At 37.6% G+C, this 25,112-nt stretch carries 16 protein-coding genes; 8 read left to right on the forward strand and 8 right to left on the reverse strand.

The features are described from left to right. Nucleotides 1–119 precede the first annotated feature (119 nt). From MTBBW1_RS21725 to MTBBW1_RS21760, 8 genes are all read left to right on the forward strand, one after another. The gene (locus MTBBW1_RS21725) at nucleotides 120–968 is read left to right on the forward strand and encodes a hypothetical protein (RefSeq protein ID WP_080807110.1); all 849 of its coding nucleotides are present in this window, start codon (nucleotides 120–122) and stop codon (nucleotides 966–968) included. A 95-nt stretch (nucleotides 969–1,063) separates the two neighbouring features. Further along, a complete protein-coding gene (locus MTBBW1_RS21730) occupies nucleotides 1,064–1,918 on the forward strand; it encodes a hypothetical protein (RefSeq protein ID WP_080807112.1) in 855 nt (284 codons plus the stop codon). Between the two features lie 241 nt (nucleotides 1,919–2,159). Beyond that, nucleotides 2,160–2,456, forward strand: coding sequence for a hypothetical protein (locus tag MTBBW1_RS21735; RefSeq protein ID WP_080807115.1), 297 nt, complete (start codon nucleotides 2,160–2,162; stop codon nucleotides 2,454–2,456). Between the two features lie 22 nt (nucleotides 2,457–2,478). Next, nucleotides 2,479–3,468: a glycosyltransferase gene (locus tag MTBBW1_RS21740; protein ID WP_080807117.1), complete on the forward strand. Its 990-nt coding sequence runs from the start codon at nucleotides 2,479–2,481 to the stop codon at nucleotides 3,466–3,468. A 129-nt stretch (nucleotides 3,469–3,597) separates the two neighbouring features. After that, nucleotides 3,598–4,512 (forward strand): lysophospholipid acyltransferase family protein, encoded by a 915-nt coding sequence (locus MTBBW1_RS21745; RefSeq protein ID WP_080807119.1) that lies wholly within the window; start codon nucleotides 3,598–3,600, stop codon nucleotides 4,510–4,512. Next, nucleotides 4,484–6,376, forward strand: a complete 1,893-nt coding sequence (locus MTBBW1_RS21750) for a hypothetical protein (RefSeq protein WP_080807121.1) — start codon at nucleotides 4,484–4,486, stop codon at nucleotides 6,374–6,376. The genes MTBBW1_RS21745 and MTBBW1_RS21750 overlap by 29 nt, the downstream gene beginning before the upstream one ends. A 284-nt stretch (nucleotides 6,377–6,660) precedes the next feature. Then, nucleotides 6,661–8,406 carry a DUF2142 domain-containing protein gene (locus MTBBW1_RS21755; RefSeq protein ID WP_222424141.1) on the forward strand — a complete coding sequence of 582 codons (1,746 nt, stop codon included), beginning with the start codon at nucleotides 6,661–6,663 and terminating at the stop codon, nucleotides 8,404–8,406. Between the two features lie 229 nt (nucleotides 8,407–8,635). Continuing rightward, entirely contained in the window at nucleotides 8,636–9,442 is an 807-nt protein-coding gene (locus MTBBW1_RS21760) for a class I SAM-dependent methyltransferase (RefSeq protein WP_186441630.1), read from the forward strand. Between the two features lie 130 nt (nucleotides 9,443–9,572). Here MTBBW1_RS21760 and MTBBW1_RS21765 read toward each other — a convergent pair whose 3' ends face one another. From MTBBW1_RS21765 to MTBBW1_RS21800, 8 genes are all read right to left on the reverse strand, one after another. Beyond that, complete coding sequence (locus tag MTBBW1_RS21765; protein ID WP_080807128.1) at nucleotides 9,573–11,870, reverse strand: glycosyltransferase; 2,298 nt, start codon at nucleotides 11,868–11,870, stop codon at nucleotides 9,573–9,575. 176 nt (nucleotides 11,871–12,046) lie between these two features. After that, a complete protein-coding gene (locus MTBBW1_RS21770; RefSeq protein ID WP_139786859.1) occupies nucleotides 12,047–13,093 on the reverse strand; it encodes a class I SAM-dependent methyltransferase in 1,047 nt (348 codons plus the stop codon). A 379-nt stretch (nucleotides 13,094–13,472) separates the two neighbouring features. Further along, nucleotides 13,473–17,915, reverse strand: coding sequence for an SUMF1/EgtB/PvdO family nonheme iron enzyme (locus MTBBW1_RS21775; protein WP_080807132.1), 4,443 nt, complete (start codon nucleotides 17,913–17,915; stop codon nucleotides 13,473–13,475). 60 nt (nucleotides 17,916–17,975) lie between these two features. After that, nucleotides 17,976–21,260, reverse strand: a complete 3,285-nt coding sequence (locus MTBBW1_RS21780; protein WP_139786860.1) for a glycosyltransferase — start codon at nucleotides 21,258–21,260, stop codon at nucleotides 17,976–17,978. Nucleotides 21,261–21,265: 5 nt separating this feature from the next. After that, nucleotides 21,266–21,850 (reverse strand): GNAT family N-acetyltransferase, encoded by a 585-nt coding sequence (locus tag MTBBW1_RS21785; RefSeq protein WP_080807136.1) that lies wholly within the window; start codon nucleotides 21,848–21,850, stop codon nucleotides 21,266–21,268. 18 nt (nucleotides 21,851–21,868) lie between these two features. After that, the gene (locus tag MTBBW1_RS21790; protein WP_080807138.1) at nucleotides 21,869–22,585 is read right to left on the reverse strand and encodes a hypothetical protein; all 717 of its coding nucleotides are present in this window, start codon (nucleotides 22,583–22,585) and stop codon (nucleotides 21,869–21,871) included. A gap of 533 nt (nucleotides 22,586–23,118) precedes the next feature. Continuing rightward, nucleotides 23,119–24,366 (reverse strand): acyltransferase family protein, encoded by a 1,248-nt coding sequence (locus tag MTBBW1_RS21795; RefSeq protein ID WP_080807140.1) that lies wholly within the window; start codon nucleotides 24,364–24,366, stop codon nucleotides 23,119–23,121. Further along, entirely contained in the window at nucleotides 24,335–25,111 is a 777-nt protein-coding gene (locus MTBBW1_RS21800) for a class I SAM-dependent methyltransferase (RefSeq protein ID WP_080807142.1), read from the reverse strand. Before MTBBW1_RS21800 ends, MTBBW1_RS21795 begins: the two co-directional genes overlap by 32 nt. Nucleotide 25,112 lies beyond the last annotated feature (1 nt).

Below are 25,112 nucleotides of genomic sequence, written 5' to 3' on the forward strand. Positions count from 1 at the left end.
ATGGCCGGAGTCCGGCCACCCCCGATCATAGAAATAATGTATCTATTTCCACGGTAAATAAATTGAACCTGCAAAATCAGTCAGATTGAGCTGACAAAACGGGCAATAGAGAGAAAATCATGCCAAGCAGAAGAGAACGGGCATCAGTATCAATATCACTTTTTTCATTTCAGGATATTATCACATGTCTGTCCGGCATAATGATTCTCCTTGTTTTGTTGATATCACTGGATCTTGTAAACATTAAGTTTTCAGATACAAATTCCCGCAAATCGTCTTTTCCGGACTCTCCTTCTTCTGAAGATACTATTCCTTCTTATCCGGAAAATCACGATAATAACTCGCCAGCAGTAGCTACTCTTCAAAGTATGGCCATCCAAATTATTGAAAAGATGGAAAAGGGTATTATGCCGGATTCTGTGGATATGGCAAGGCTTATTGTTGAGATGGAATATGCTGAAAGCTCCATCTTGGCACAGAAAGAAGTTGTGCAAAAAGATCTGTTACAACTAAATCAGGATGCAAAGGACGCTGAAAAAACAAGACAGGATCTTGAAAAAAAGGAAAATTTTCTTAAGCAGACCATTGCAGAATTACAAAGTACTCTTGATAATCTCTCCAAGGATAATATCCTTACCCTGATACCTGAAAAAGGTGAAAGTGAGAAACCCCTTATGGTGGAATGTTCCGGAGAGAAGATAAGGCGTGCAGGTTTTGGCAGAAATTCTTTGCCTGAATCATTTCCTGCAACCCAAAGTGGAATAGAGAGTTTTCTTGAATCACTTTCAATGTTAAAAAAGTCTGATCAATATCTGTTGCTCATGATTAAACCATCGGCATCTGACTATGCCATGGAGCTTGTGGATGAAATTAGAAAAAAAAATTTTGATGTGGGATACGATGTTATGATGGAGGATCAGAGACTATCTTTTCAAACTCTTCCAGACAGTCAGAAAACTTTGCCATGATAAGACTTTGGTCGAACAGTCTAAACACCCATGATTGCGTATCAATTACTCCTAAGTATAAAAATGATAGCCATTTTAATGGTAAAGGTGCCTGAATGATGAAAAGCCGTAGAGATACACAGCTTGACAGTTTTGAACTGCTTCTTGATACCATGTGTAATACATTTGGCGGCATTGTATTCATTGCGCTTCTGATTGTAATTTTATCCCAGGCTGTTGATGCAACCCATCCTGATAATACTGAAGAGCAACAGCCTTCTCCTGCGGCATCTTCTTTTGAGACTTCCCTGGCCAGTCGTGTTGCTCTTTTGCCTGAAAGTGAGAGAAAAAACAGATTAATTCCTATCATTGATAATATGGAGACGTTGCAGCAATCCATGGGATTAAATGCAAAACAGATCAATATTTCAAATGCCCTTGGTGAAGAGAGGAAACGTATTAAAGCCATTAAGTCAAAGGTTGATACCCTTGAAAAGGAGATGGATTCCATAAATAGGGAAATTGACTCCCTTGAAAATCAGAAGAAGAGAATGGTAAGGCTCCCTCGTCTTCACGCAGTCAATAAGCTGCCTGTGTTTGTTATTGTAAAATCGGGAAAGTTTTACCCCATTACTGATATTTCTACCCCTTTTAGAGGTAGCCGTGGTTATGATCTTTCGCATGTTCGTATGACAGAAAAGCTTTTTGCCACAATTGTTGAGCCAATACCCTCAATGGGTCAGCACATTGAAGATGGAAGTGATAAAAGAGGTTTGCTCAGGGCGGCTCTTACAAATCTTGAACCCAAGAGTGAATTTATCTCCTTTGCTGTCTATCCTGACTCTTATGGTGAGTTTCATCAGATTAAATCTCTTTTTATAAAACATGGATTTGAGTATAACTGGCTGCCTATCAATGATAAACTCTCCATTGTAAAAAGAGGAAGCGGAGAGAGCCATCACGCCCAGTAGCACAATAATACACACATTAATAATCTTTCAGCCCAATATTTTCTTGCAAAAAAGCCTTACTGTCATTAGATTATGCCCTGCATTTTATGATGTCTGTTTTATCTAAACACTCATGATTGCGTATTAATCATCCCTAAATATAAAAATGATAGCCTTTTTCATGCTAAACGGGCATGATTGCGTATCAATCACCCCCAAATATAAAAATAATAGCTATTTTCATGCTAAATAAAGGAGCAATATGATATTGAAAGATGAAAACAAATCTCCCGCTTTTATGAAGGGCCTTGCCTCTGCTGCAAAAGCTGCCGGAGAGATGAAGAAAAAAGCAACGGCTGAACAAGATCCCCTTACATCTTCAAAAGAGCATCTGATGGCTACACTGGAGATTCGTTTTGGTGGTGAGGTTCCGGAGGAAACTGCCGGTTACATTAGGACTCTTGATTCACAGGATAAAGTCAAGGCGCTGTTCCAGGGACTTTTGAAGTGTGACACAATGGATGATTTCACTGCCTTGACCAAGGCTTCTGCCTGTTAATTGCTGAGAAAGCGCTTTCAAGATGGATTTGCTGATTTTGATTGTCACCTTTAATGGTGCTGCTACCCTGCACAAAAATTTGACACACCTCCTTGGTATGCAATGGCTTGAGCGTGTTTTTTTCATGGTCATTGATAATGCATCCAGTGATAATAGTGCTGATATTGCTCATCTGTGTCTCAAAGATAATAGCTGTAATATAAGCCTTAAAAATGGTGATAACTTAAGTTTTTCAAGCGGTGACGCTATCTGTGTGGGAAATCAAACTCTTCTTCTTCAATTTCCTGAGAACAGAGGTGTTGCTGCTGCCTATAACAGAGGTATCCTTGAGGCCAGTGTCAGGGGTATTCAATGGATGATGATTCTGGATCAGGATACAGAAATAAGCGGCGATGTTGTGTCAGGTTTAATGGCAGCAGCAGAAAGACTTAACCATAAGGGATACCGTGTGGCAGGAGTTGCTCCGGTGTCAGTAAATGGTTTTTTTCCTGAACATATCTATCATCCATATGTTTTGGGAAACAGAGGTCTAAGAATGGTCAACCTGTTTGATTATCATGAATCAGTTGTTCTTATTGACTCCACGATTACATCGGGAACACTTTATAATATCAAGGCATTACAGGATATTAATGGATTTAATGATGCCTATTTCATTGATTTTGTTGATCATGAATGTCATATAAGGCTTAAAAAAAGGGGTTGGCAGATCTGGTGTGACCGTAACAGTGAAATTGTCCACTACATAGGGAATCTTCAGAAAAAAATCCCCAACGGGATCTGGGTGGAGCATTCCCCCTTTCGATATTTTTTCATGGTTAGAAATATGCTTGAAGCACATTTCAGACTCTTTGGCTTAAAAGGTGGTCTATCCTTTATTAAAATGATGCTTGGCCACATGTTGCTTGTTTTAAAATACGCTGAACAACCCTTTAAGATAATGGCTAATAGTGCAAAGGGAGTTTTTGCTTTTCTGCGGGAAAAGGCAAATGCGGGAAAAGGCAAATATTGAACATGGACGATAAACAGAAGAAGATATAGTATTCCAGATAAGTAAATTGAGAATGTAAAAGTCTAACTATCTGTTATCTATACTAATTTATTTGAGCAAAAAATAAAATATTTTTCTGGAAAGTTATAGATGTCTTTAATACGCATTAACAGACTTATACAATCCATTGACTACAGCTTTGTCGTTCCTTTGACAGCTTCTCTTCCTATTCCGGTTGGTCGCAAAATTGCCATTATGCGGGGGATAGTGTGTGCTATTCTTGATTATGACTGGCGCTCCAATGCCCTTAATTTCCGTTATGTCCGTTCAAGGGTCATGGAGAACATGAGGAACTTGTCATCCCGCAAACCACTTTGGGGAACATTGAAGCGTTTTGTCAATAATTCCATTGAAGAGTGGCAGTCATGTCTTTTCAGACATCCTGACAAGATGGTTAAGATTGCGGGACAGTGTCATATCGAACATCTTGATGATTATAAGCGCCATGCCAGAGAAAAACGGGGGATAGTTCTTGTATCTGCCCATTTTGACAGTTTCTGCATGGGAATGGTTCTTATTGGCATGAAGGGACTGAAGGTTCATTGCATTAACACTTCAGGTCTTGAAAACCCTCTTATTGACCCTGCCATTCGATCATATTTCAAAATCAAATACAGTTACATGGAATCTCTGATGAACGGCAAAATGCCCTATCATGAAGATGGTATGGAGATTTTTTATGAGAAGCTCAACAATGGTGAAATGGTTGTTCTTATGGGAGATATTCCAGGAAGCCGATCTTCTGTTTTCATCGACTTTCTTGGGAAAAAATTCAGGCTTCCTTTGGGAGCATGGCATATGGCCAGAAAAACCAACAGCCTTCTTGGGGCCTATATGACCTTTGGATTTCCTGGAGGAAAGTATCATACCATATCCATTCCACCCTATGAACCTGATCCCCATGACCCTGTCAAATCCCTGATGCCCATATATTCTTTTATGGAAAAGTTGATTAAAGCCCATCCGGAAAAGTGGGTTGCATCTGATCTGTTGCAGGGCTATTGATGTGAATGCCGGGCTTTATGAAATGCTTTGTTCTCGGAACTTTTTATGGGCTGCAGCCTGCTTTATTATCGTATTTGTCTCCTTCGTTCTTGTATGGCCATGTAGGGTTGTTCCACTGGTTGAAGGATATGATTCTGGATTATACTTAAGGCTTGCTGAATCCATTATCAATGGAGAGTGGCTTGGTGCATACGACTATTTGACTTTGATTCGTCCTCCGGTTTATCCTCTTTTCATTGCCTTGAATTATTACCTGCATTTGCCCCTTGATCTTTTTCAGTATTCTTTGTATTTGGCCGGAGCTCTGTTAATGGTTGCAGCGTTGAGGCAAAACAGCCTTCCACGTTCATGGACACTCATTGTTTTTGCCTTGACCATGTTGCATCCTGTGGCCCTGCTTCCTGTTAATTATGTTGCTACCGAAGCGGTTTATTGCCCAATGACAACAGCCATTGCCGCGGCCTGTATCGGGATTTACGGATCATTTCCATTTCATTTCTGGCGTTTTTTTGTCTGGTCAATAATATTGTCGTCTGTTTTGGCTTTATTTTTTTTTACAAGGCCGGAGGGCGTGTGGATTTTGCCAGCTCTTGGTTTCATTTTTTTTTGTATTATTTTTCTAACATTTTTAAAAAAAGAGATGTTTTCCGTGGTAGATAATATTGATGATGTTCATCATACCACTGGTGAAAAATTTGTAAGTTTATCAGTGATAAAGGCTATTTTATATATTCTTCTACTTATTTTTCTTTGTATTTGCATGTGGAAAGGGTTGGATTATTCAATACGCTCAAAAAATAAAGAAGTTTATGGAGTAAAGATTGTTACCGAATTAACTGATCCAGGATTTGTCTCAGCATTTAAACATCTGACGCGAATAATGCCCGATTCACGTTGCCCCTATGTACCAGTGACCAGAAAAGCCATGGAGATGGCATCAAAAATGAGCAGTAGTTTTAATCTGATTTATCCCGGACTTGCCTGGCAGTTTAACGGCAAAGGCTGGTCATCTCTTGGTTGTAACTATATGAATATCTGCGATGAACTGGCCGGTGGATGGGCTGTATGGGCAATACGTGATGCAGCATTCAGAGAAGGCCTGATGAATGACGCTGTTTCAAGCCGCAAATTTTTTGATTCTATGGCTCAAGAGCTTTCAATCGCATGCAATAGTGGTAATTTTTCATGTAGCAGTAATATGACAGGAAACATAATTGCTCCACCCTTGATGTTATCTGACTTGCCACGATTTTTTAAATCCACTGTTAAAATCATTCAAATGTTTGTCACTTTTGGAAATTTTGCGGATGAAAAATCCCCACCTTTAATATCGTTTCCACAGGAATCAGTGGAGAGATACAGTCGTATAACAGGGTCCCATTGGCCTGGGTGGTGTTACTTCGGAGGGCCATATTCACATACTATGGTGATGATATATAAGTGGTTTCAGATTGCAGGCTGTTTTGTCGTTATTATTGCATTGATTGTTGTTTCTTATATTTTGTTTCATTATCTCTTCAACATATTCATAAAAAGTAATAGCGTGGCTGGCGAAACCACTTCAAATAAAATAAACAGCAATATTTCTTCCTTTGTATATTTGATTTGCTTTACGGGAATTTTGGTTATAAGCAGGGTATTGCTTGTGACTTACATTGATGCCATGAGTTTCCATGCACAGTTAAGATACCTGGTTCCGGTCTATCCGGTTTTTATTGCATGGATAACTCTTTCAGGATTTCTATGCATTACTCTATTGGAAAGGTGTTTAAGGGTAAGTCCATATATAAACTCAAAATCGACAGCTTATTGCTTTTTTAGAAGTTATTGCAGTTGTCTGAACCAGGATAACCAGGATGGATAGGATGCTCAGGATAGATAATCCTGCCTTATCCTGTTAATCTTGGGAATCCTGATTCAGACAATGTTGACAAGGCTTACAAGATCATAGGTGTCGATTTTGAGTATAAATGGAACCAATGCTCTCTGTAGGTTATGAGATAATCCTTTTTGGCCAGGGTAAGTATGGAACCAATGATAAAAACATCTTTGCATGATGGCCAAATATCACAAAAAGAAGGTCATTCTTCAGTTGAAGCTCACCTTTCGGCAATGATTTCCGACCTCCCTTTTATTTACAGGCGATGTATGTTTCCGATAAAATGCCGCGTTTCGTTTTTATTTGCTGTGATGCTCATTTTGATGGCTTTTATATATGCCGTTGTTATTCCGCCATTTGAAGCCCCTGATGAGCCTTTTCATTTTTTAAGGGCATTTGGTATTACAGAGGGAGAGTGGATTCTCGAGAGCCATCAAAAAAAAGTTGTGGTTTTTGTCCATGAAAGAATGTTTCGTCATCCTGAGTTTGCAGAGTTTGTGGGAGATTCACTTTTAAAAGATGTGGAAAAGGTTCCCAATATTGCCCTTAATACTGCGTTATATTCGCCTGTTCCATATTTTTTTCATGCTGTTGCCTTAAAATGTGGAGCAATTATTCTATCTTTTCTTTCTTTTTTCTCGCCTGCTCTCAAAAATGCCCTTTTTGGCGGGGATGGAAATACTTTTTTATATTATTATATTCTATTCTATTTATCCAGGTTGACATCCATTGGGCTGTATGCCGCTATTGTCCTGTGGATTGCAGGCTCTTCATCTTCTCTTAAATGGCCATTTCTCTGGCTTTTAGCTACTCCCATGGTAATTGCACAATCGGCAAGCATAAATATTGATGTGGTGATATATGGTGCATCGCTTTATATACTGCTTAAACCCTTTGAAGATATTCAAACTATTAAAGAATTTGTTTTTATGGTTTTGGCAGCTTTTTTTCTGATGTTGAGTAAACCGGTCTATCTACCATTGATTGGACTTTCTCTATTATTTTACATTTTATCTTGCTATGGAAATGCAGAAAAAATTTCTATGGAAATGAAAACTTCATTGAAAAAAATAGATGATTCAAGAGAAAGAATGGATGATGATTCGTCAGAAAAAATTGAGTATTCGTCAGAAAAAATTGAGTATTTGTCAGAAAAAATAGAGTGTTTGTCAGAAAAAACAAATACTCCACCAGAGAAGGCCTATGGTTCATCAGTAAAAAAAGATGTTTTAATTTATGAAAACTTTCATATTAATAAGAAGTTTTTTATATTTTTGTTGATTGGATATACAATTGCTTTTCTTGGCTCTGTGTGGTGGAATTACATCATCAAATATAAAGGGATACTTAAGCAGTATGTTGACTTTGCATCAATGACAACACAATTGCTTGTCAATCCTGATCAGCAGATTCTTAATGTACTTGCCTCACCGTATCGTTTTATGGAGGTTGTGTTAGACACCTTTGCCATTCATGGAAAAACACTTTATCATCAATTCGTAGGGGTTTTCGGGTGGCTTGAAATACCTGTTCCATTTTACGTGGTAATTGCATGGACTCTATTGACGATTATTTCTTTATCCCTGCTTCGCTCTTCGATTTTAATCTCATTTTCATCTGTTTTTTCCCGGGTTCACAAAACCCGGTCAACTTCAAAGTCCAATTCACTGGTTACTTCATCCAAGGCTACTCTTATACGTCACATTTCCTTAAAAAAAATGCACATAATTGCAGGTATTGCCTCTATTGCTGCTATTATGGGAGCTTTGCTTCTTCTCCTTTTAAGTGCATATATGGTATGGATGCCTGTGGATTCTGAAGTAATAATGCTTCAAGGCCGTTATTTCCATGTGTTGGCTGCATGTTTTATTGTAGCGCTGGCTTTTTTAAAACCTTGTATAATGGATATTGACAACAAAAATATTATTTTGAAAATCAAATACTTGCTTTTTGCAGGTGCATTGTTTTGCAATGCATTATCCTTTCGAGCCTTGTATCTCTATTATTATGTTTGATATGGATATCAGTGTCAGGGAGGTTTGTGATCGTATAGAACGGCATCTTTCATTTGTCGGTTTACACTTTTTTTTGAACCATGATTTTCATGATTAAGGGATTACCTTGATTTTTAATCGTGTTAATCCTTTAATCATGGTTCAGAATTTTTTAAAAAGTGTAAACTAATTTTGAGTAGATATGTAATGATGTCTATAGAACTTGAATAAGATGATATACAGGAAGATTATGGAACATAATAATGAAGTATTGGATACAATAGAGGATTTTGGAAAACAGTGGCAGGAATATACTGAAAATACTGGTTTTTATGGCTCTCTTTCTGCTTTGGAGAGTCTTATTGAGCCACTGTTAAATATTTCTGACATTAGTAACAGTAAAATTGCTGATGTTGGCGCAGGAACTGGTAGATATGCGTTAATGTTTCATCAGGCAGGAGCTGATAAAATTGTTGCTCTTGAGCCTTCCGACGCATTTTCTGTGCTGCAAAAAAACACAGAAGAAATAAACTCCATTGAGTGCTTTAAAAAAAGAGCTGATGAGATACCTTATGCAGGGTTTGACTATGTTTTCTGTATAGGAGTGCTTCAGTTTATTCCTGACCCTGCTCCTGCCCTTGTTGCCATGGGACGAGCATTGAACAACAGAGGAAGGATTTTTTTATGGGTGTATGGTCAGGAGAATAACAGGCTGTATCTATCCTTTGTTCTTCCCTTGAGAAAAATTACCACCCGTCTTCCACATGCTGCCTTAAAAGCACTTACTTTAACACTTCTGCCAATTGCGGAAATCTATGCCCTTGCTGGTCGATTTTTAAAACTGCCTCTTTCAGAATATCTTTCAAAATATTTTTTGAAAGTTGATCGTTATACCAGAAGAGTGATTATACATGATCAGTTAAACCCTTCTTATGTAAGATATTATGGAAAAAATGAGTTAAAGGCTCTTCTTGAAAAATGTGGTTTTGAAGATATCAGGATGCATCACAGAATGGGATATAGCTGGAGTGTTACTGCAAGGTATGCTGGAAATTGATAATCTCTTTTTTAACGTAAATGGTGGATACCTGAGACAATAGAAGTTTTGGAAGTCTTTTTTAAAAATTATATCTTATTCGAATTTTTGTATAAGTACTTGTTGTGAATAATAAGTTAATCTTCAATTTTTATTTTTGAGAATGAATAATTGAATTAAGAGTTTCAGTGATAATAGGAGATACTGAATTAATTGAAAAACACTCATATGTTTTTTTTATTCCGGCTTTGGATATTGAGTCCCAAAGTTTTTCAGAGTTATACAGTTCACAAATAGATTTGCATAATTCCGTAGGGGAATCTGCAATAGACACATTTATTATATTACTTAAACCCATTCCTTCAGCAGCGATGGTTGTACAAATAACTGGTACTCCGTGGCTCATACTGGATACAATTTTTCCTTTTATACCAGCTCCATATCTCAAGGGAGCAACAGAGAGTTTTACCTTCTCAAACAGAGAGTGGAGTTCAGGGACATATCCTTTAATCACAATATCTTCAGAAGCTAATCTCTTTATGCTGTCTGGCATGTCTGATCCGGCAATTATAAATTTGCAGCCCGGTAGTTTTGCTTTAACTAAAGGCCATACATTGTGTGTAAAATATATGACAGCATCTACATTAGGAGGATGGGAAAATCCACCTAAAAAGCAGATATCTTTTCTGTTTTTAAATGAATGAATTGTACCCGGAATATCCCTGATGATGGGAATGACAGCAAGTTTGGCTGTTGGACAGTGCTTTTTGACAATTTTTGCTTCATTTTCGCTTATAAGAATAGTTAAATCTGACTTTTTGACAACTGCAAGTTCACTTTCTTTTAATTTGTCAATGTGTATTTGATTGTAATTCGAAATATTTAATTCCATTTCTCTGGAATGCCTTATAAAATGCAGATCAACAGTATTAAAAACAATTTTTGCCTGTGGCGCATATTTTTTTACATCGTCAATGAGGGGGGCGGCAACTGTTACACGAGAAAGAATTACCAAATCAAATTGGGAACCATACTGTTTTAAATATTGAGTTGTTTTTTTTATGAATGGCTGATACCAGCATTCAATTCCAAGCCTTTGAAGGTTTTCTGTATATTGGCCTGCATGATTCTGGTTTTTGAGTGGAAGAAATGTAATACCCCAGTTATCTTCACAGGCCGTTTTCATAAAATTAAACGCATCAAGTGAGCCGGAATCTTTGTCTGGTGTTGGTGTACGTTCGTCAATCCATAGAAGGGTTTTATTTTTATAGGGTTTCCATACAGACAATTGGGACGGTTTTGTTTTATCTATTTTAGCGAGTTCTTGATGCCAGCGATTTTTAAATATGGGTTTGTTGATTAGTTGATACTTTTTTATGTTCTCTTTTAAACTAATGCCACAGCTAATCCCTTCGAAATGTACAATTTTTGAGAAGGGTGTATAGATTGTTTTGTAACCCATATCTCTTACACGAAAAGCAAGATCTGTGTCCTCATAGTAGGCTGGTTTGTAGCGTTCATCAAAGCCTCCAATTCTATTCCAAAGTTGTTTGGGAATAGCTATTGAGCAGCCTGAACAGTAGTCAGTTTCCCTGACAAAATTGAAACGGCAGTGAATCGGATTGCCATTCCGACCGTAGTTTAATATTGACCCATCTTTAAATACAAAGCCACCTGCTTCCTGCAGTGAACCATCTGGAAAAAGCAACATAGTGCCTACAAGTCCAACATTTTTATGGCTTTTAAAAGGAATCAGAATTTCTTGTAGCCATTGAGATCCAGGGGCTGCGTCATTGTTAAGGAAAACAAGGTATTTACCATTTGAATGTTTGCTTGCCTTATTACAGCTTAAAAGAAAGCCTTTGTTTTTTTTGTTGCTCAAATTTTTAATGCCTTTAATCAGGCTAAGAATCTCTTTTGTTTCATCAGAAGAATTGTCATCAATAATCAAAATTTCAAATGTAAATGTTGTGTTTTGGTTGTGAATAGCCTTAAGGCAGTTCAATGTATATCTGATATTGTTAAAAACCGGAATAATTATAGTTGCGTCAGGTTTGTGGTGGCAACTGTAAGATAGTTTCGTTGCCTCTTCATAAAGATTTCCTGGTGCTGTGATAAAATTTGTTAATTGTTTAATCTCATCATCAACAATCGGAGATTCCGCAGGCAAAGGTAAACGAGATTCTGCTTTACCATACAAAATATAGTGAAGCAGAGGATTCATGCCGGAATGTTTTACATCCTGATTTTGTTCCAGGTAGAATGCTGTATTAAATAAAAGGCTGGGATTCCTTCCTTCTGACGCGCCATATTTAATGTAATGTTTCAGAGGATCAACTCTTGCAGCCGCGACATCAGAATATGTATTGAGGTAGTATGACTCGCTGAATAGGCTACTTTTTTTTAATAGAGTATATACTTTTTCTTGATACGTGTAATGTTGAATCAATTAAATAATCCGGGCGTTTATTTCTACTTTGTTATCTTCTTAAATTGTCTGAATCAGGATAGTCAGGATTCACAGGATAAAAGGTAATTATGCAAAATCTTGTTAATCCTGAACATCCTGGGCATCCTGATTCAGACACTAAAAATAGGAAGCTAAGATAAGCTAACAAATTAGAATTATTGTATGATATTTTTTATTTTGATAGCGCGTATGATAAATTCGCTTGTTCTAAGGGATCGCTCATTGCCAAAACCGCTTCCTGCCATAGTTCGAATGAAGGTTTCTGCTTTTAAAGTTGGGGGAAGTGTTCTCCTTGTCAAAACATCAATTTTGAAACCGTTTGCTCCAAGTGTATCACAGATGGATGGTTCTGTGAACCATCTAAGGTGGCTTATGCAGTTTAGTCCAGATGGTAGATACTGGTGATTACCTTGAGCAAGTTCCATGACTATAGACCAATGACCAGCATTGGGAATGCTTAATACCAGATATCCATCTGGTTTAAGTATTGTGTTAAAATGTTTTAATACTTTCCATGGATTTACAAGATGTTCCAGAAGTTCACCGCAATTTATGAGGTCAAATTTTGTCTTGAAAGATACGGTTTCAATATTACCGACATGAATATCATCATAATATTTACGTGCGTATGCAGCCATTTCGGGATTTTTTTCTACTCCGGCAAGGTAAATATCAGGACGTACTTTTTTGAGCCTTTTTCCATACATGCCCATGGCACATCCTACATCAAGAACCTCTTTTGTTTTTTGAGGAATTAATTGAATCAGTTCTTTTCTGTCATTAAAATGATAGTAATCTCCAAACCGGTGAATCAGTGCATTTTTTTCAATAAAGAAGGGTATGGTGTGTGAAATTTCCTGTTTAAGTTTTCTATTGTTAGATTTTATGGTTGACAAAGTTTTCTTAAAAAAAAGGCCATTATATAATATGCATGATGGATCCAGTGAATGGGTTGCTATCATTAATTCCGATTTTTTTTCAGCCATAATGTCTGCTGTTTCAAGATAGGACTCTATATTGAAATATGTCCAGGGAAGATCTGCTTTCTGGAATTGATTGAGAGATGTGTTGAATACAGGACCACAAGCAGATTGTCTGTTTTCCATACTGTTGATCATTTTTGAAATTGCTTTGGGAGCAAGTATGATTTCAGGATCGCCTATGTAAAGTATTTTGGTTTCAGGGGAGATTCCGGTGAACATTTCCAGGGGAAAGTTTTCTTCAGAGTATTCTATCCATTTGGTGTCTGGGAATGAGTGCAAACACAATTTATAACTTGTTTCACGGCAAAATTGATAAGAAAATTGACTTTCTTCAATTTCAGGAGCAGTTTTTTGAGGCCATAGAATTATTAATGATAGGTTTTGTAATTTGATGTCTTGAAAAGAAGAATTTGTTATTGCGTAAAAATATTCAGTCACATGAGTTACCTTAAAGGTGTTAATGGGCAGGTATCCATTTTTTTCAAGGATACCTGCCTGGTAGTTTTTTATGAAATTTTCTGTTTTTATGAAGACTTAGTTTTTGTTGCTGAGCCTGTTATAGCGCCATGTGTGCTATAACAGGCTCATTTTTTTTAGGCTACTGGTCAATTGGATTTAAAACAAGTCGGAATCCAGTGTTCAGAAATTTAAGTCCAATGGCATTATCGTATCGATATGCAGAGCGGCAGTATTTTGGGCTACTGTCCCAGCCCCCACCCCTGATTACATGAAATGAACCAGAAGAGGGGCCTTCCGGGTCAATAGCCGAGGTTATAGAATAGTTGCCGTACCAGTCTTGACACCACTCCCAAACGTTTCCGTGCATGTCATACAATCCCCAAGCATTGGATTCTTTCCGGGCAACAGGCTGTGATGTGCTGTAATGCTCCATAAGTGTCATTGAGGGCAGACCTCCAGTATTTCCGCAATACCATCCAATGGTATCCAGATTTGCGTCGTTTAAACAATTGTTTTGAGAGTTGATTATAGTACCATTGGTAAATGCAGTTGTTGAGCCAGCACGCGCTGAATATTCCCATTGTGCTTCTGTCGGTAAAGAATAGGCACCTTCACCAAGCGCATTCAAAGTGGTGATGAACTCTTGTGCCTGATCCCAAGAAACACGTTCAACAGGGCAATCGGAACCACAATTGTTTATAAATGGTGGATTGTAACCCATCACAGATTGCCATTGACCTACTGTTATTTCTGTTGTTTGTATATAGAAAAATTCTGTAAGTGTGACGGAATGTTGCGTTTCATTTGTTTCTCTTCCGGGCTCATTTGTTGGTGATCCCATCTGGAACGTTCCGGGTTGTATGAGAATGAAATTCATACCAAGTTTGTTGGTGAATGTATCTTCAGGTGGTTCGGCAGTCAGGTCAATTGCTGATGGGGTTGTACGAATCACTTGCCAGCCGAGCATTACCTGGTCATAAGCAATGCGTAAGACCAGGGTACTGTCACTAAATTCAATGGTTTGCTCAGTGCGGGTTGCTGGCATTTTAAGGTAAGTGCCGTCATTTCCTTCAAAAATCACAGTAGCCCCCGAGCGGGATACTGTGAAAGCAGTTGAGTCAGCTCCGAAGGTAATTCTATTGTTGCCAGGGAAATTTAATAATTGAGCTTCTGCTCCACTTTCAAGGGAAATATGGTTGCTGCCGGAAGTTCCGTATACTTTAATAGATTGTCCTTGTGTGATGGTAGTATCTGGGGATGTATTGGTTAAAACAATGTCTGAGCTTATTTCACAAGCATCACCAATACCATTGGCATCAGAGTCTAATTGGTCTTGATTTGGTGTGTTAGGGCAGTTATCAATATCGTCACAGACAGTGTCAGCATCAATATCAATACACTTTTCACAGGCATTTCCAATGCCATTATTGTTAGAGTCTGATTGATCTGTGTTTGGAGTAAGAAGACAGTTGTCCACCTCATCACATATAGTATCATTGTCAGAATCAGAGCAAGGAACTATTTCAACTAACGCTTGGTCTGTATTAGTCCCACCATTGTTATCTGTAATTTTTAATATAACGACCCCTGAATATGGGGCTGTCCATGTATGGGAAATTGTGTCATTGGAAGTAGAGTCATCAAATCTGCCATCATTATTCCAATCCCACTCGTACAAAACAATATTCCCGTCAAAATCAAATGAGTTACTTGCATCAAAGATAATTGGGTCATTTATAATACCGAAGTAAGTATCTCTATTGTCTGCAATTGGAAGTAAGTTTTCGGGGGCAGATAGAGTAATTGTGGATGATTTTGAATTGTTATTTGAGTTTGAATCTTCAGTGATTGAGATATTAACTGTTAATGTGTAATCACCCTCTTTTAAAGTGGTAGTGTTCCAGTCTTGGAACAAAATTGTTTGAGTACCAGAAATAGTTGGGAAAAGGGTATCTTTGTATGAATAGTTGTCAGGTCCATTGATAATTAATGTCGCGTCTGGAAATTCTATATAATTGTTTGCAGCGGTTATTTGAGATGATATTGAAATATTTTTTCCTGATATGTAGATTTGACCTGTAGAGGGGGTAATTTTATCAACAGCAATGTCATGTGGCTCTTCAGCAGCAACGACAGTGAATTGAATCTTTTGAGCATAATAAACATACGTTTCAGTATTACTATCATATATTTTAAATTTCAAGAAACATGTATAGTTTTTTGGTGTTGTATTTGTAGGTAATTTTGCATATATTTCATAGTTGTCGTCATTAATTTTACGATCATCCCAGTCCCAGTTTTTTACTGTGTCGCCATCTTTGTATTGTTCTACCACTTTTACATTTTTTGGATTTTTGTTTATGTTGAAAATAACTTCATCTCCTGGTCTAACTTTGGTTTTTTGAGGGCTGACCGAAAAAGGGACATTGTTTGAATATGATAAAACATTGAAATAAGCGACATCCGCCCCTTGCTGTTCAAATTCCGGAATGCATGAATCAAAAAGAAACAGGAACCGACCGCTATCTTTTTCTACAATGTCTCCGGGTTTTAACAAGTAGTTTGAACCATCAATTATGAACTGTGCACTACAGTTTGAAGTGGAGTCTGCCACAGTTACAACTTCTATATCATGCCCATGATAATCCTGTACTACTGGTATTGAATCTTTTGATTGAGCTCCATTGGAATAATTATAAGTTGTGGCAGAACCGATATTTTCACCAACATAAAATCTTAATGATGCATAATTATCCGATCCATCTTCATCTTTGTCTGTATTGATAAATACGGAAGCTGACCATTGCCCTTCCTGAGCATTACTACTCAGAGTAAAGTTTTTTGATTCTGTATCAAAGAAGTTTGGTGAGATTGTGCCATAATTGTTATTGATAGATGAGTCATAAGGTGTTCCACTATTAGGCGGGTAAACATACCAGTTCACATTTAGATTTTGTTCTTCATTCCCTTTGTTTTCAAAATTTGCATTTAAGGAGAAGGTGTCACCTGGGGCAATACCAGAAGAAGCATCGGTGGTAAAAGATGTTATTGATAGATTATAGCCTTCTTCAGGGTTGACAGCCGTTATTTTTTTTCTTGCCGTTGTTAAACAATCATCTTCTGATTGATAAAGAACGACTATGTCGTATGTACCCGGTTCAGAGACAGGGTAAGAGACCGTATCAAATTCTAAGGTATAACTACCATTTGAGTCTGTGGTGTCCCTTAGTTCATACCCTGTTAAGTGCCCTGAAATAGCAGCATTACTGATTCCAACTCCATTTGAGTCTTTTAAATCTCCTGTTATAGAAAATGGTGAATTGATATTAATTGTAGATGGTTCGGAATTAATAGTTATGATAGGTGAATTTTCAATAATAACAGGAATTTTAACATCCGTTGAATTTCCATCATCATCTGTTGCAGCAATGACAAGGTTTCCACTTTCTTTACAAACGTCTGGCTTTATTTCGATATCCCAGATTACAGTTGCTTCAGCGCTTGTTTGTATGTCGTCATCGTCAAATTCTATTGCAGCCCCACCAACCATCTGGTTAAGATCATTATAATAGAACTGGAAAGATTTAATACCATGGTCATCTTTTGAAAATGCTTCGATTTCAACACCATCATTCAGCACAATTCCATTGCTAAAGTCCTCCTCAGTGACCTTTTTTCCATCAATAGTAATAATGGGTATAGTCGGTTTTAAATAGCCTTCAATAGAATCAATCAATGAGCTGATTAGTATTCCTCTTGATGTATTATCCGTTGAGGCAGCATGAAGTAAGGCGACAACATTATCAGCCTTAAAAATTGGAGAACCTGATGCTCCGCCTTGTGAATGAGCTGAAAAAATAACTGCTGTGTTATTAAATACGCTGATATCAGTTACGTAGCCTTGATCTGTTTGCATTACATTATCATTGTTATCAATTTCGCAAATCGCTGGAACACCTGCCCAATGAAGAGTATCCCCAATATCAACATTTGCTGATCGACTCAATGATAAATAACCAAAAGAATCAAGTTCCAATAGATCCTTTGGATTAATTATTTGCAATAGTGCATAGTCTCTCGAGTGGGTTGATTCATTGCAATGTGTATTAATGCATTCGGTAAATTTTTCGAAAGTTTCAAACTCATTAGGTTCACCGCATTCGCAATTGTCTAAATAGGTATAATTAGGATCACCTAACGCTATGACTTTAAATTGGACATAGGCATCTCCATAGTTTTCCACATAAGTATGGTTGCCTTCTTCACAATACGATATATCATCGCAATTTACTGTTTTATGGGTATAATTTAAAGTGATTATTTCACCAATCTCTGGTTTCCACAAATCCCCTGTTCCCGGCATATCTATTGCGTCAATTACATGTTGGTTTGTTAATAAGTGGCCATTTGGAGATATAAAAAAACCAGTCCCATTATCTTCGGTGCCACCAAATATCCTAAAGATTGGTTTGTCATTAAATGTGTGGTTGATGCAGGTGATATTTTGCATTGCGGCTTTGAGATGCGAAAATTGAAAAACAATAATAATGAATAGAAAAGGTATATATTTTTTTTTATTCATAACTCAAATACTCCTTGTTGGGCTTTAGTCGTTTCTGGATTTTGGCAATCTCTCTATTTCTCAATCATCCACATTCAAATAAATCAAAGGCGAATCAAGATTCTCCCACCTTATAAAAAGACGTTCTTCTTTAATGACATGTGACCATTTCTTCTTCATGTAGGCCGTTTCCCACGCTTTTGGTCGTGATGACTTTCCCCTTGTACTCATGTGGTAATGCTGTGCAGTAACATCGGAAGCCATCATAATCCTCCAGTTTTTTGACCGTGCCGATAGGCAAAAATCTACATCATTGTAATTTTCCGGCAAATCTTCATTAAAGCCATTTAAGTCATCAAAGGTTTTTTTGCGTACTAGCATGCAGGCACCAGTCACCGCTGACACATTTCTGGGGGCTGACATTACATTTAAGCCTCCTGTTTGACGAATTTCATCTGCAATCCATTCAGGGCTGAGACAGATTCCGTTATGCTGTATGCCACCTTCCGGAAAAATCAAAAAAGCACCCACGATACCAATTTCCTTAAAATTAAGGTAATAGGTCATTTTTTCGATGCTGTCATTGCCGGATAGAACAACATCATCGTTCATGAACAGATAAGCATCTGCATCGCTTCTTGCTGCAGCCAGGTTGTTCAGAGAAGACCAGTTGAAAGGGCGATTATCGTTAATAATGGAAATATTATTTGAACAATACTTTTTACATAACTCTTGCAGGTCTTCGTGTAGAGAACCGTTGTTGACTAAAGTGATTGTTTTATTCAAATAGCTATCTTCATCAAGGGCGTTCAAGCATTTTTCAAGGCAGGTAAGATTGTCTTTTGTTGGTATTATAATATTTAGTGAAGTATCCCTATTTCCATTTGAGGATACTAAAAAACCCGGACCTTTTGGGTTGAACTCAATATTTAATGGGGATTTTTGCCTTTCATTGGCTGCGTTTTTTTTACATATAAGGTCGGAATGAAACTTGTTGAGCAGTTGGAACCATTTTTCTTTTACCCATGGTTTGGCATCGACCCGATATGCAAGGGAATTTTGAGAACTTCTCCATCCGTATAAAGGACGTTTGATATGAACCACATCGTTATCTTCCAGGATTGAAGTAAGACGCAGATAGAGATCCCAATCTTGGGTTCCATCCATTTCTGGGCGGAATCCGCCGATAGTCTCCCAAAGCTTTCGGTCAATAACAGCAAGGTGGTTGATATAGTTCCAGTAATAAAGTGTTTCGGGTGACCAGTCTGGCTTATGATGATTAATTCGAGGGGTACCTTTTAGATCAATTGTCTGGGAATCCGTATAGAGGAATTTGTAGGGTTTCTGATTCCTTGCCAATGCAGCTTCCAGCAAGGCTTCAGGGTGCAGCCAGTCATCGTGATCCATGAGGACATAATATTCTCCGGAACCCATAGTTGCTGCAAGATTGAATGCCTGTGAAATACCACTGTGGGTATTCAGGCGTTTGAAGTAAACCTGTTTTCCTGTTTGTGTATCTGCACAAAAAGTGTGGATGGTGTCGGAGATTTTCGTTGATGATGATGCATCATCAACAATGCACAGTTCCCAGTTAGGGTAAACCTGATTCTTTATTGATGTAAGTGCTGAATGAAATGCTTCTAAAGGTGGGTTATGAACTGCCATTATTATTGAAAATTTTGGATGTAATCCCATGGCTTTAATTACTAAGCCAGATATTATTTCATCTGGTGATTCAGCTACAATAGCAGTTTTTTGTGCAATATCCGATAATCTGATTTTCATTCTTTCAAAGTCAGCCATTGATTTTGAAAGTTGCAATTTGTCTTGTTCAGCACGTTTCAACAGATTTTTGTGTTCAGCAATTTCACTGTTTTTTTCATTTAATGCTCTGTTTGATTCAGTGAGTTTGTTGTTTAGGTTTTCTTGCCTGCAACTGTTCTCTTCATTGTAGCTGGAAAATAGATCTTTCAGAAATGCCAGGTTTTCTGGCTTCATCATTGACAGGATTCTTTTCTGTATTTCCGAAGTATTTTTGGTGTATCCTTTTTTTTCATGAAGAGATGCTAATGTATCGTTAAATGTACAATATTCGGCAGTCACCGATTCTGTAAAGATGAAGTTAAAGCCCGAAAGTTCCGCTTCAGCCAAAAAAAGCCAGTCTTCGTATGAGTCAATGTCTTCAGCAAAATAATGTGTTCTGAAGACCTGGGAGCGGATCATCAGGCTGTTTAATGGTATGTAGTTTTCAAGGAGAAGGCGCCCTGGTTTATAATGCTCCTCAAAGCAGGATTCCTCATGTGAACGGTTTAGCTTATCGCCTTTTAATCTATATTGAACAACTCTGCATCCGCTATATGCAATATCCTTATTTCGTTCAGCATGGAGTGTTGACATAAGTTGTTCAATATGGTCGGGTTCCCACAGATCATCCTCATCAAGAAATGAAATATAGTCTCCTCTGCTGTTTTTTATGCCTGTATTGAGATTTTTGCCTCTGTAACCATTTTGCCCATTAATGATCTTTAAGTCCAGAAGGTTCATTTCAGAAGGAAGTACAGGAGATTCTTCTCCAAACCAGACAACAATAACCTCAACTTGGTCATATGTCTGGTCTAACACAGTTGAGAGAGCACGCTTTAAAAAGAATGACCGTGAAGATCTCAATATGACAGATACAAGAGGGCGTTGTTCAAAAAAGTTTTCCTGGCTACCTGACCATGGGAATAGTAAATAGCCTTCTCCATAGGAGCATCCTGCACAGCTTCCCCTTAAAGCAGCAAGAGATTCAATGGTTCTTGCATGGTAACTTCGCCCTAATTGGGATTGATGGCATAGAACAGCTTTCTGTTTTTTGTGAAAGACTTCGGAGATATTTTCAACATAGTTAATCTGTGAAGGCACAATGCATTCATAAAAACGAAGCTCGATCTCTTTTTCGATATTTCCTTCAAGTGCCTTAATACATCCACGAGTTACATTTCTATGGTCGTCGTTGGGGTCAGTGGGGGAGGGCAAAAGTAGAATATCAGGGGAGAACTCGTTAAAAATAGATTTGTACTCTTCAAGTATTTGTCCGCTTAGAGGTATTGAACCGTATGAGTAATTCCAGATATCTATTGCGTTTTTGTTTAGGCCGAGTTCAGACAGAGCATTTTGTGCTTCTATAAGACGTCTGTTGGTTAAATCGTTTATGTTGTAGGATTGCTCTTTTTTTGTGACGTAAATAATTTTAATGTTCCATGAGTTGCTGGCTGCTAATGCCAGAAAACCACCGGCACCTGTTATTTCATCATCAAAATGCGGAGAGAAAAGCAGAATCCTTGGTATTCTCTTCTCATGGAGCAAATGATTTTTATTTGCCATAAGTTTCAACAGCTTTCTGTGTAGTTTAGTGCTTTTTTGATTGATTGCCAGAACGGAAGGTCAATATCTTCAGGGAAGATGGCATAACGATAAATGTCAAGGCGGCTTGAGTCAGACAAAAGTAACTCTTTTTTAAGTATTGCTTCGGGAGTCCATTGATGATTTTCCAGTTTTTTTAAAAAATCATGGTTGTTCCTGGCAACATAAAAAATCAACTTTTCCAGGCCAAGATCATTAAAAGCGTGCGTTACAGCACACCATAGTGCTTCAATACCCTGGCGGCCAGCAGGTTTCTTGTTTATCCATAGAGCAAGTTCTGCTTTTTTATTTATATAATCAATATCTTGAATGCTAACTATTCCTGTGGGTTTTTCCTTTTTTCTGTCAAGAATAAGATATTCAATCTGTATGGGTGGATTTACTTGGAGGTGGGCATTAATGTAATCCGATAATGCCTTTATATCTGGAAAAAGACTCTTAAGAAATGGCTTGTAAAAACTGAATGATGTGTTCTCATACCATTCCATTATTATATAAGCATCCTCTGGTTTGAGTTGCCTGATGGAAAGGTATTTGCCATTTAAGATCATTTTGTTTCCTTGCCATCATCAGCAATACGGGCCGCTACAGCAGTTTTTTTCTTCAATTGAAATGGTATCCACTTCAGACGATCTGCAGTATTCCCATTGACCAATCTGACCATCCGGAAAAGTAATTAATTGCAGATAAAACTGATCACCAATAAATGAATTAAGGTCAGACAATGCAAATTCTATTTTTATTGGGTTTTGAGTTTGAGATGAGTTAACACTAATTGGCGGAATTGACGCAGAACCACTATATGGAATTGTTGCCTGGCTCATTTTGTAATATGCTACTATTTCAAAGTTTTCAATTCCAAGACCTAGCTGTCCGTTTGTTTCCGACAAGGCTGCTGGGTCATTATTGCTATCGGAAATACATAGGAAAACATGATCCGCAGGTTTTACGCCTGTGACTATCACTGATAGACTGTCAGGAGTTCCAAAAGTGCAATTTGTTCCTGGCATATTTATAATGGCACTGTTTGTTGCGCTTGGACCATAAGCCCCTGCATCATCTTCCGAACAGTTATTTACTTCAATGGCTTCTCCTGGCAGTTCGTGTAAATTAAGATTAGTTGTAAACAGGTTGGAAAGGCATGGAGAGGATGTAACATATTGGTTACTTACAGAGTCATTTTTTAAAGTGTCCAAGCTCGAAGCGTATGTTGTTGGTTGATACACCACAGTACCAAGTGCAAGCTTTCCTGTGATAAGGCAGGTTGCAAATCTTTTTTTTGACATGTAGTAACCTCGCAAATCAGTTTTCGGAGGACAGCATTTTTTTCAAAAGCTTTCGTCCAAAGTAAGTTCATATTATTAGAGATTTCCATTATATCTCGTGCAAAAGCAATAGTTTATGGGAAGGCCCTCCTGAAGGGCGCTACGTTTTCTTAAGTCGTAATAATGATAATTTTGTTGAGTGCAGGGTGTGAAATTTGTTTTAACTAAGCCTTCAAGACCCAAGATGATGACCCCACCAACCAAAAAAAATGTGAAAGTTGTTTTGATTGTAACTTGGTAGTATAGTAGTATAGGAATTTCCATTTTTATCCTGCAAAAGCAGTTTGGTTATGGAAAAGCCCGCCCGAAGGGCACTAAGTTCATCTTCATATCAGATAGTATTTTTTATATCAATAAAAAAAGGTGGGTGTATTTTGGCATGTTTTGTATGCTATTTTACATTTTTTGGTCGATCTGCCCTAAAAATGGTGATCTGCTTCATGAAAGTGTAAACCGGAAACCGAAACATGCCGATATCTATATTTTTTGTATTATTATCTTAAAAGATCATTTCGTATGAATATCCTTAATATTCTTAATGTTATATAGCCTGCAGTAGCTGTCAAAAATGAAGTTGCACACAGCAGGAAAAAAAACGATTTAATATGTTGTGCAACCAAGCAGTTGGCAGGCATGATTAGATAGAAATGTATGCAGTAAAGCCCAAGGGAATGCTTTGCCATAAAACGGATGATGCTTCCAGTAAGGGTATCAAATTTTACGGGAAGGAATATGGCCGTTAACATGATCGCTGTTGATGAAAAAATAAGGGATACTCTCGCATATGCCGGAATCCCATAACCCTGGTGTATGAAAATAATGTCTGATGTAAAGTATCTCCATTCCATCATGGAAAACAAACAACATATTACAGTCAGTAAAAGTATGCTGTTCGTTATGTGTTCAAAAAGAATTTTGTATTCTTTTACTGTTTTGCCACTTGTTTTATGTTTGAATGGATTGTTTGTAATGGGTATGTCAGTAATAGGAAAATGTCTTTTTTTATCGGGACGGGGCAAAAATTTTGTGATTAAAAGAGACACAAAGGAATATGGTAAAAAATTAAGAGGATTCCAGTAGGCTGTTAATGAGGGGAGCTTATACGAAATAGCCAGAAACGGCAGTACAGCGATTATCAATGTTGATATTGCAAACATGATAATAAGCCATTTAATGGACAGATTTCTAGCGCAGTATGTAATTATTTGAGTTATGGAGAGGGATAAAAAAAAATAATATGGACTGCCACCTGCGGACACAATCAGAATAATTGCATTATAAACTGTTGCCGGCATCTTCATAACATGGGAAAATCCCATGAAATGCCCCATATAGACAGTGAATACAGAAAACCAGAAAGTAAATAAAAGAAAATGTCTTCTGATGCGTTTTTTCAGGTGAAAAAAAGAGTCAGAATCCTGATTCAAGTCTTTGCTATTCTCATTAATAAAGTTATTTGCAAAAAGATAGTTCGACATAAGTATAAAGACAGGAACAGCCGTTAAAAGCACTTGAAAGCTTATGAAATCCAGAAAGGTATAGCTTGGATCAGAGCATCTCTCTTTAATGAAAATATCAGAAGGTGGAAGGGTTCCACTCTGGATATTCCACAAAATTACATGCCATATCACTACAAATATGGACATAATTGCCCGTAAAAAGACGATACCTTCAATAACCGGCTTTGAGGATAAGGCAGGGTCAGTGGTTTTAAGATAATTGGTTTTCAGGGGAGCGGCCATAGGCGATAATATTTGATGGGATGCCCATCAAAAAATGGTAATTTATATGAAGATCACTGTTGTCAGGAAATAAGGTTCTAAGCTTTTGTGGTGTAATCAGATTGAGATTTTCTGTTTCTGACCAGAATGAGTTGCCTGTTCGACTTAAAATTGTTTGGTGATATCTTCTTGGGAGCCAGTGTATTAAAGGGAGAAATGTGTGAAATTCAACAGGAAACATTCGGTTGGGCGTTGTAATGAAAAATTGTTTTGATATTCTGAGAATTTCTTTGATAAATTTTTTCTGGCAAACATCGTCTCCCACATGTTCCAGGACTGCGGAGCAGAAAAGGAAATCAAAGGCATTGTCCCTGAATGGCAGAGCATCTCCTGGTGTCCTAACAAACCTTATCATTGGAAAGATTTTTGTTATGTTTGAGGCATTCTCAATGCTTGTTGTCACAAGTCTTTCAGGATATGGATAGAGCTTTTCAAAAAAATTTGAATCTTTAAGGGTGGTATCAGGTGTTATTCCCACATCAACAACAAGATCAAGGGGGGATGGTTTCATTGTTTTCATGAACATTTTGAACATGTTTTGGCGGGATTGAAGTACGATTCTTGATGTAAAACCTCGCAATGGATGGGAAAGTGAAAAATAATCAACGGCATTGTAGCTTTCCGCATCGGGTATTTCAATATCGGGGTTTTTGTTAGCACCTGATATACTGTAATCTGTTGTATTATAGAATTGATCTGATCCCATA

Origin of the sequence: Desulfamplus magnetovallimortis (assembly GCF_900170035.1) — a bacterium.
Taxonomy (GTDB): domain Bacteria; phylum Desulfobacterota; class Desulfobacteria; order Desulfobacterales; family Desulfobacteraceae; genus Desulfamplus; species Desulfamplus magnetovallimortis.

Bases quoted from the DNA above. Each gene is read 5' to 3' on its own strand.
- MTBBW1_RS21730 (WP_080807112.1), top strand. From the start codon at position 1,064: ATGATGAAAAGCCGTAGAGATACACAGCTTGACAGTTTTGAACTGCTT.
- MTBBW1_RS21770 (WP_139786859.1), bottom strand. From the start codon at position 13,093: ATGTTCACCGGAATCTCCCCTGAAACCAAAATACTTTACATAGGCGAT.
- MTBBW1_RS21795 (WP_080807140.1), bottom strand. From the start codon at position 24,366: ATGGCCGCTCCCCTGAAAACCAATTATCTTAAAACCACTGACCCTGCC.
- MTBBW1_RS21775 (WP_080807132.1), bottom strand. From the start codon at position 17,915: ATGAATAAAAAAAAATATATACCTTTTCTATTCATTATTATTGTTTTT.
- MTBBW1_RS21725 (WP_080807110.1), top strand. From the start codon at position 120: ATGCCAAGCAGAAGAGAACGGGCATCAGTATCAATATCACTTTTTTCA.
- MTBBW1_RS21760 (WP_186441630.1), top strand. From the start codon at position 8,636: ATGGAACATAATAATGAAGTATTGGATACAATAGAGGATTTTGGAAAA.
- MTBBW1_RS21740 (WP_080807117.1), top strand. From the start codon at position 2,479: ATGGATTTGCTGATTTTGATTGTCACCTTTAATGGTGCTGCTACCCTG.
- MTBBW1_RS21785 (WP_080807136.1), bottom strand. From the start codon at position 21,850: ATGATCTTAAATGGCAAATACCTTTCCATCAGGCAACTCAAACCAGAG.
- MTBBW1_RS21780 (WP_139786860.1), bottom strand. From the start codon at position 21,260: ATGGCAAATAAAAATCATTTGCTCCATGAGAAGAGAATACCAAGGATT.
- MTBBW1_RS21755 (WP_222424141.1), top strand. From the start codon at position 6,661: ATGTTTCCGATAAAATGCCGCGTTTCGTTTTTATTTGCTGTGATGCTC.
- MTBBW1_RS21735 (WP_080807115.1), top strand. From the start codon at position 2,160: ATGATATTGAAAGATGAAAACAAATCTCCCGCTTTTATGAAGGGCCTT.
- MTBBW1_RS21745 (WP_080807119.1), top strand. From the start codon at position 3,598: ATGTCTTTAATACGCATTAACAGACTTATACAATCCATTGACTACAGC.
- MTBBW1_RS21790 (WP_080807138.1), bottom strand. From the start codon at position 22,585: ATGTCAAAAAAAAGATTTGCAACCTGCCTTATCACAGGAAAGCTTGCA.
- MTBBW1_RS21800 (WP_080807142.1), bottom strand. From the start codon at position 25,111: ATGGGATCAGATCAATTCTATAATACAACAGATTACAGTATATCAGGT.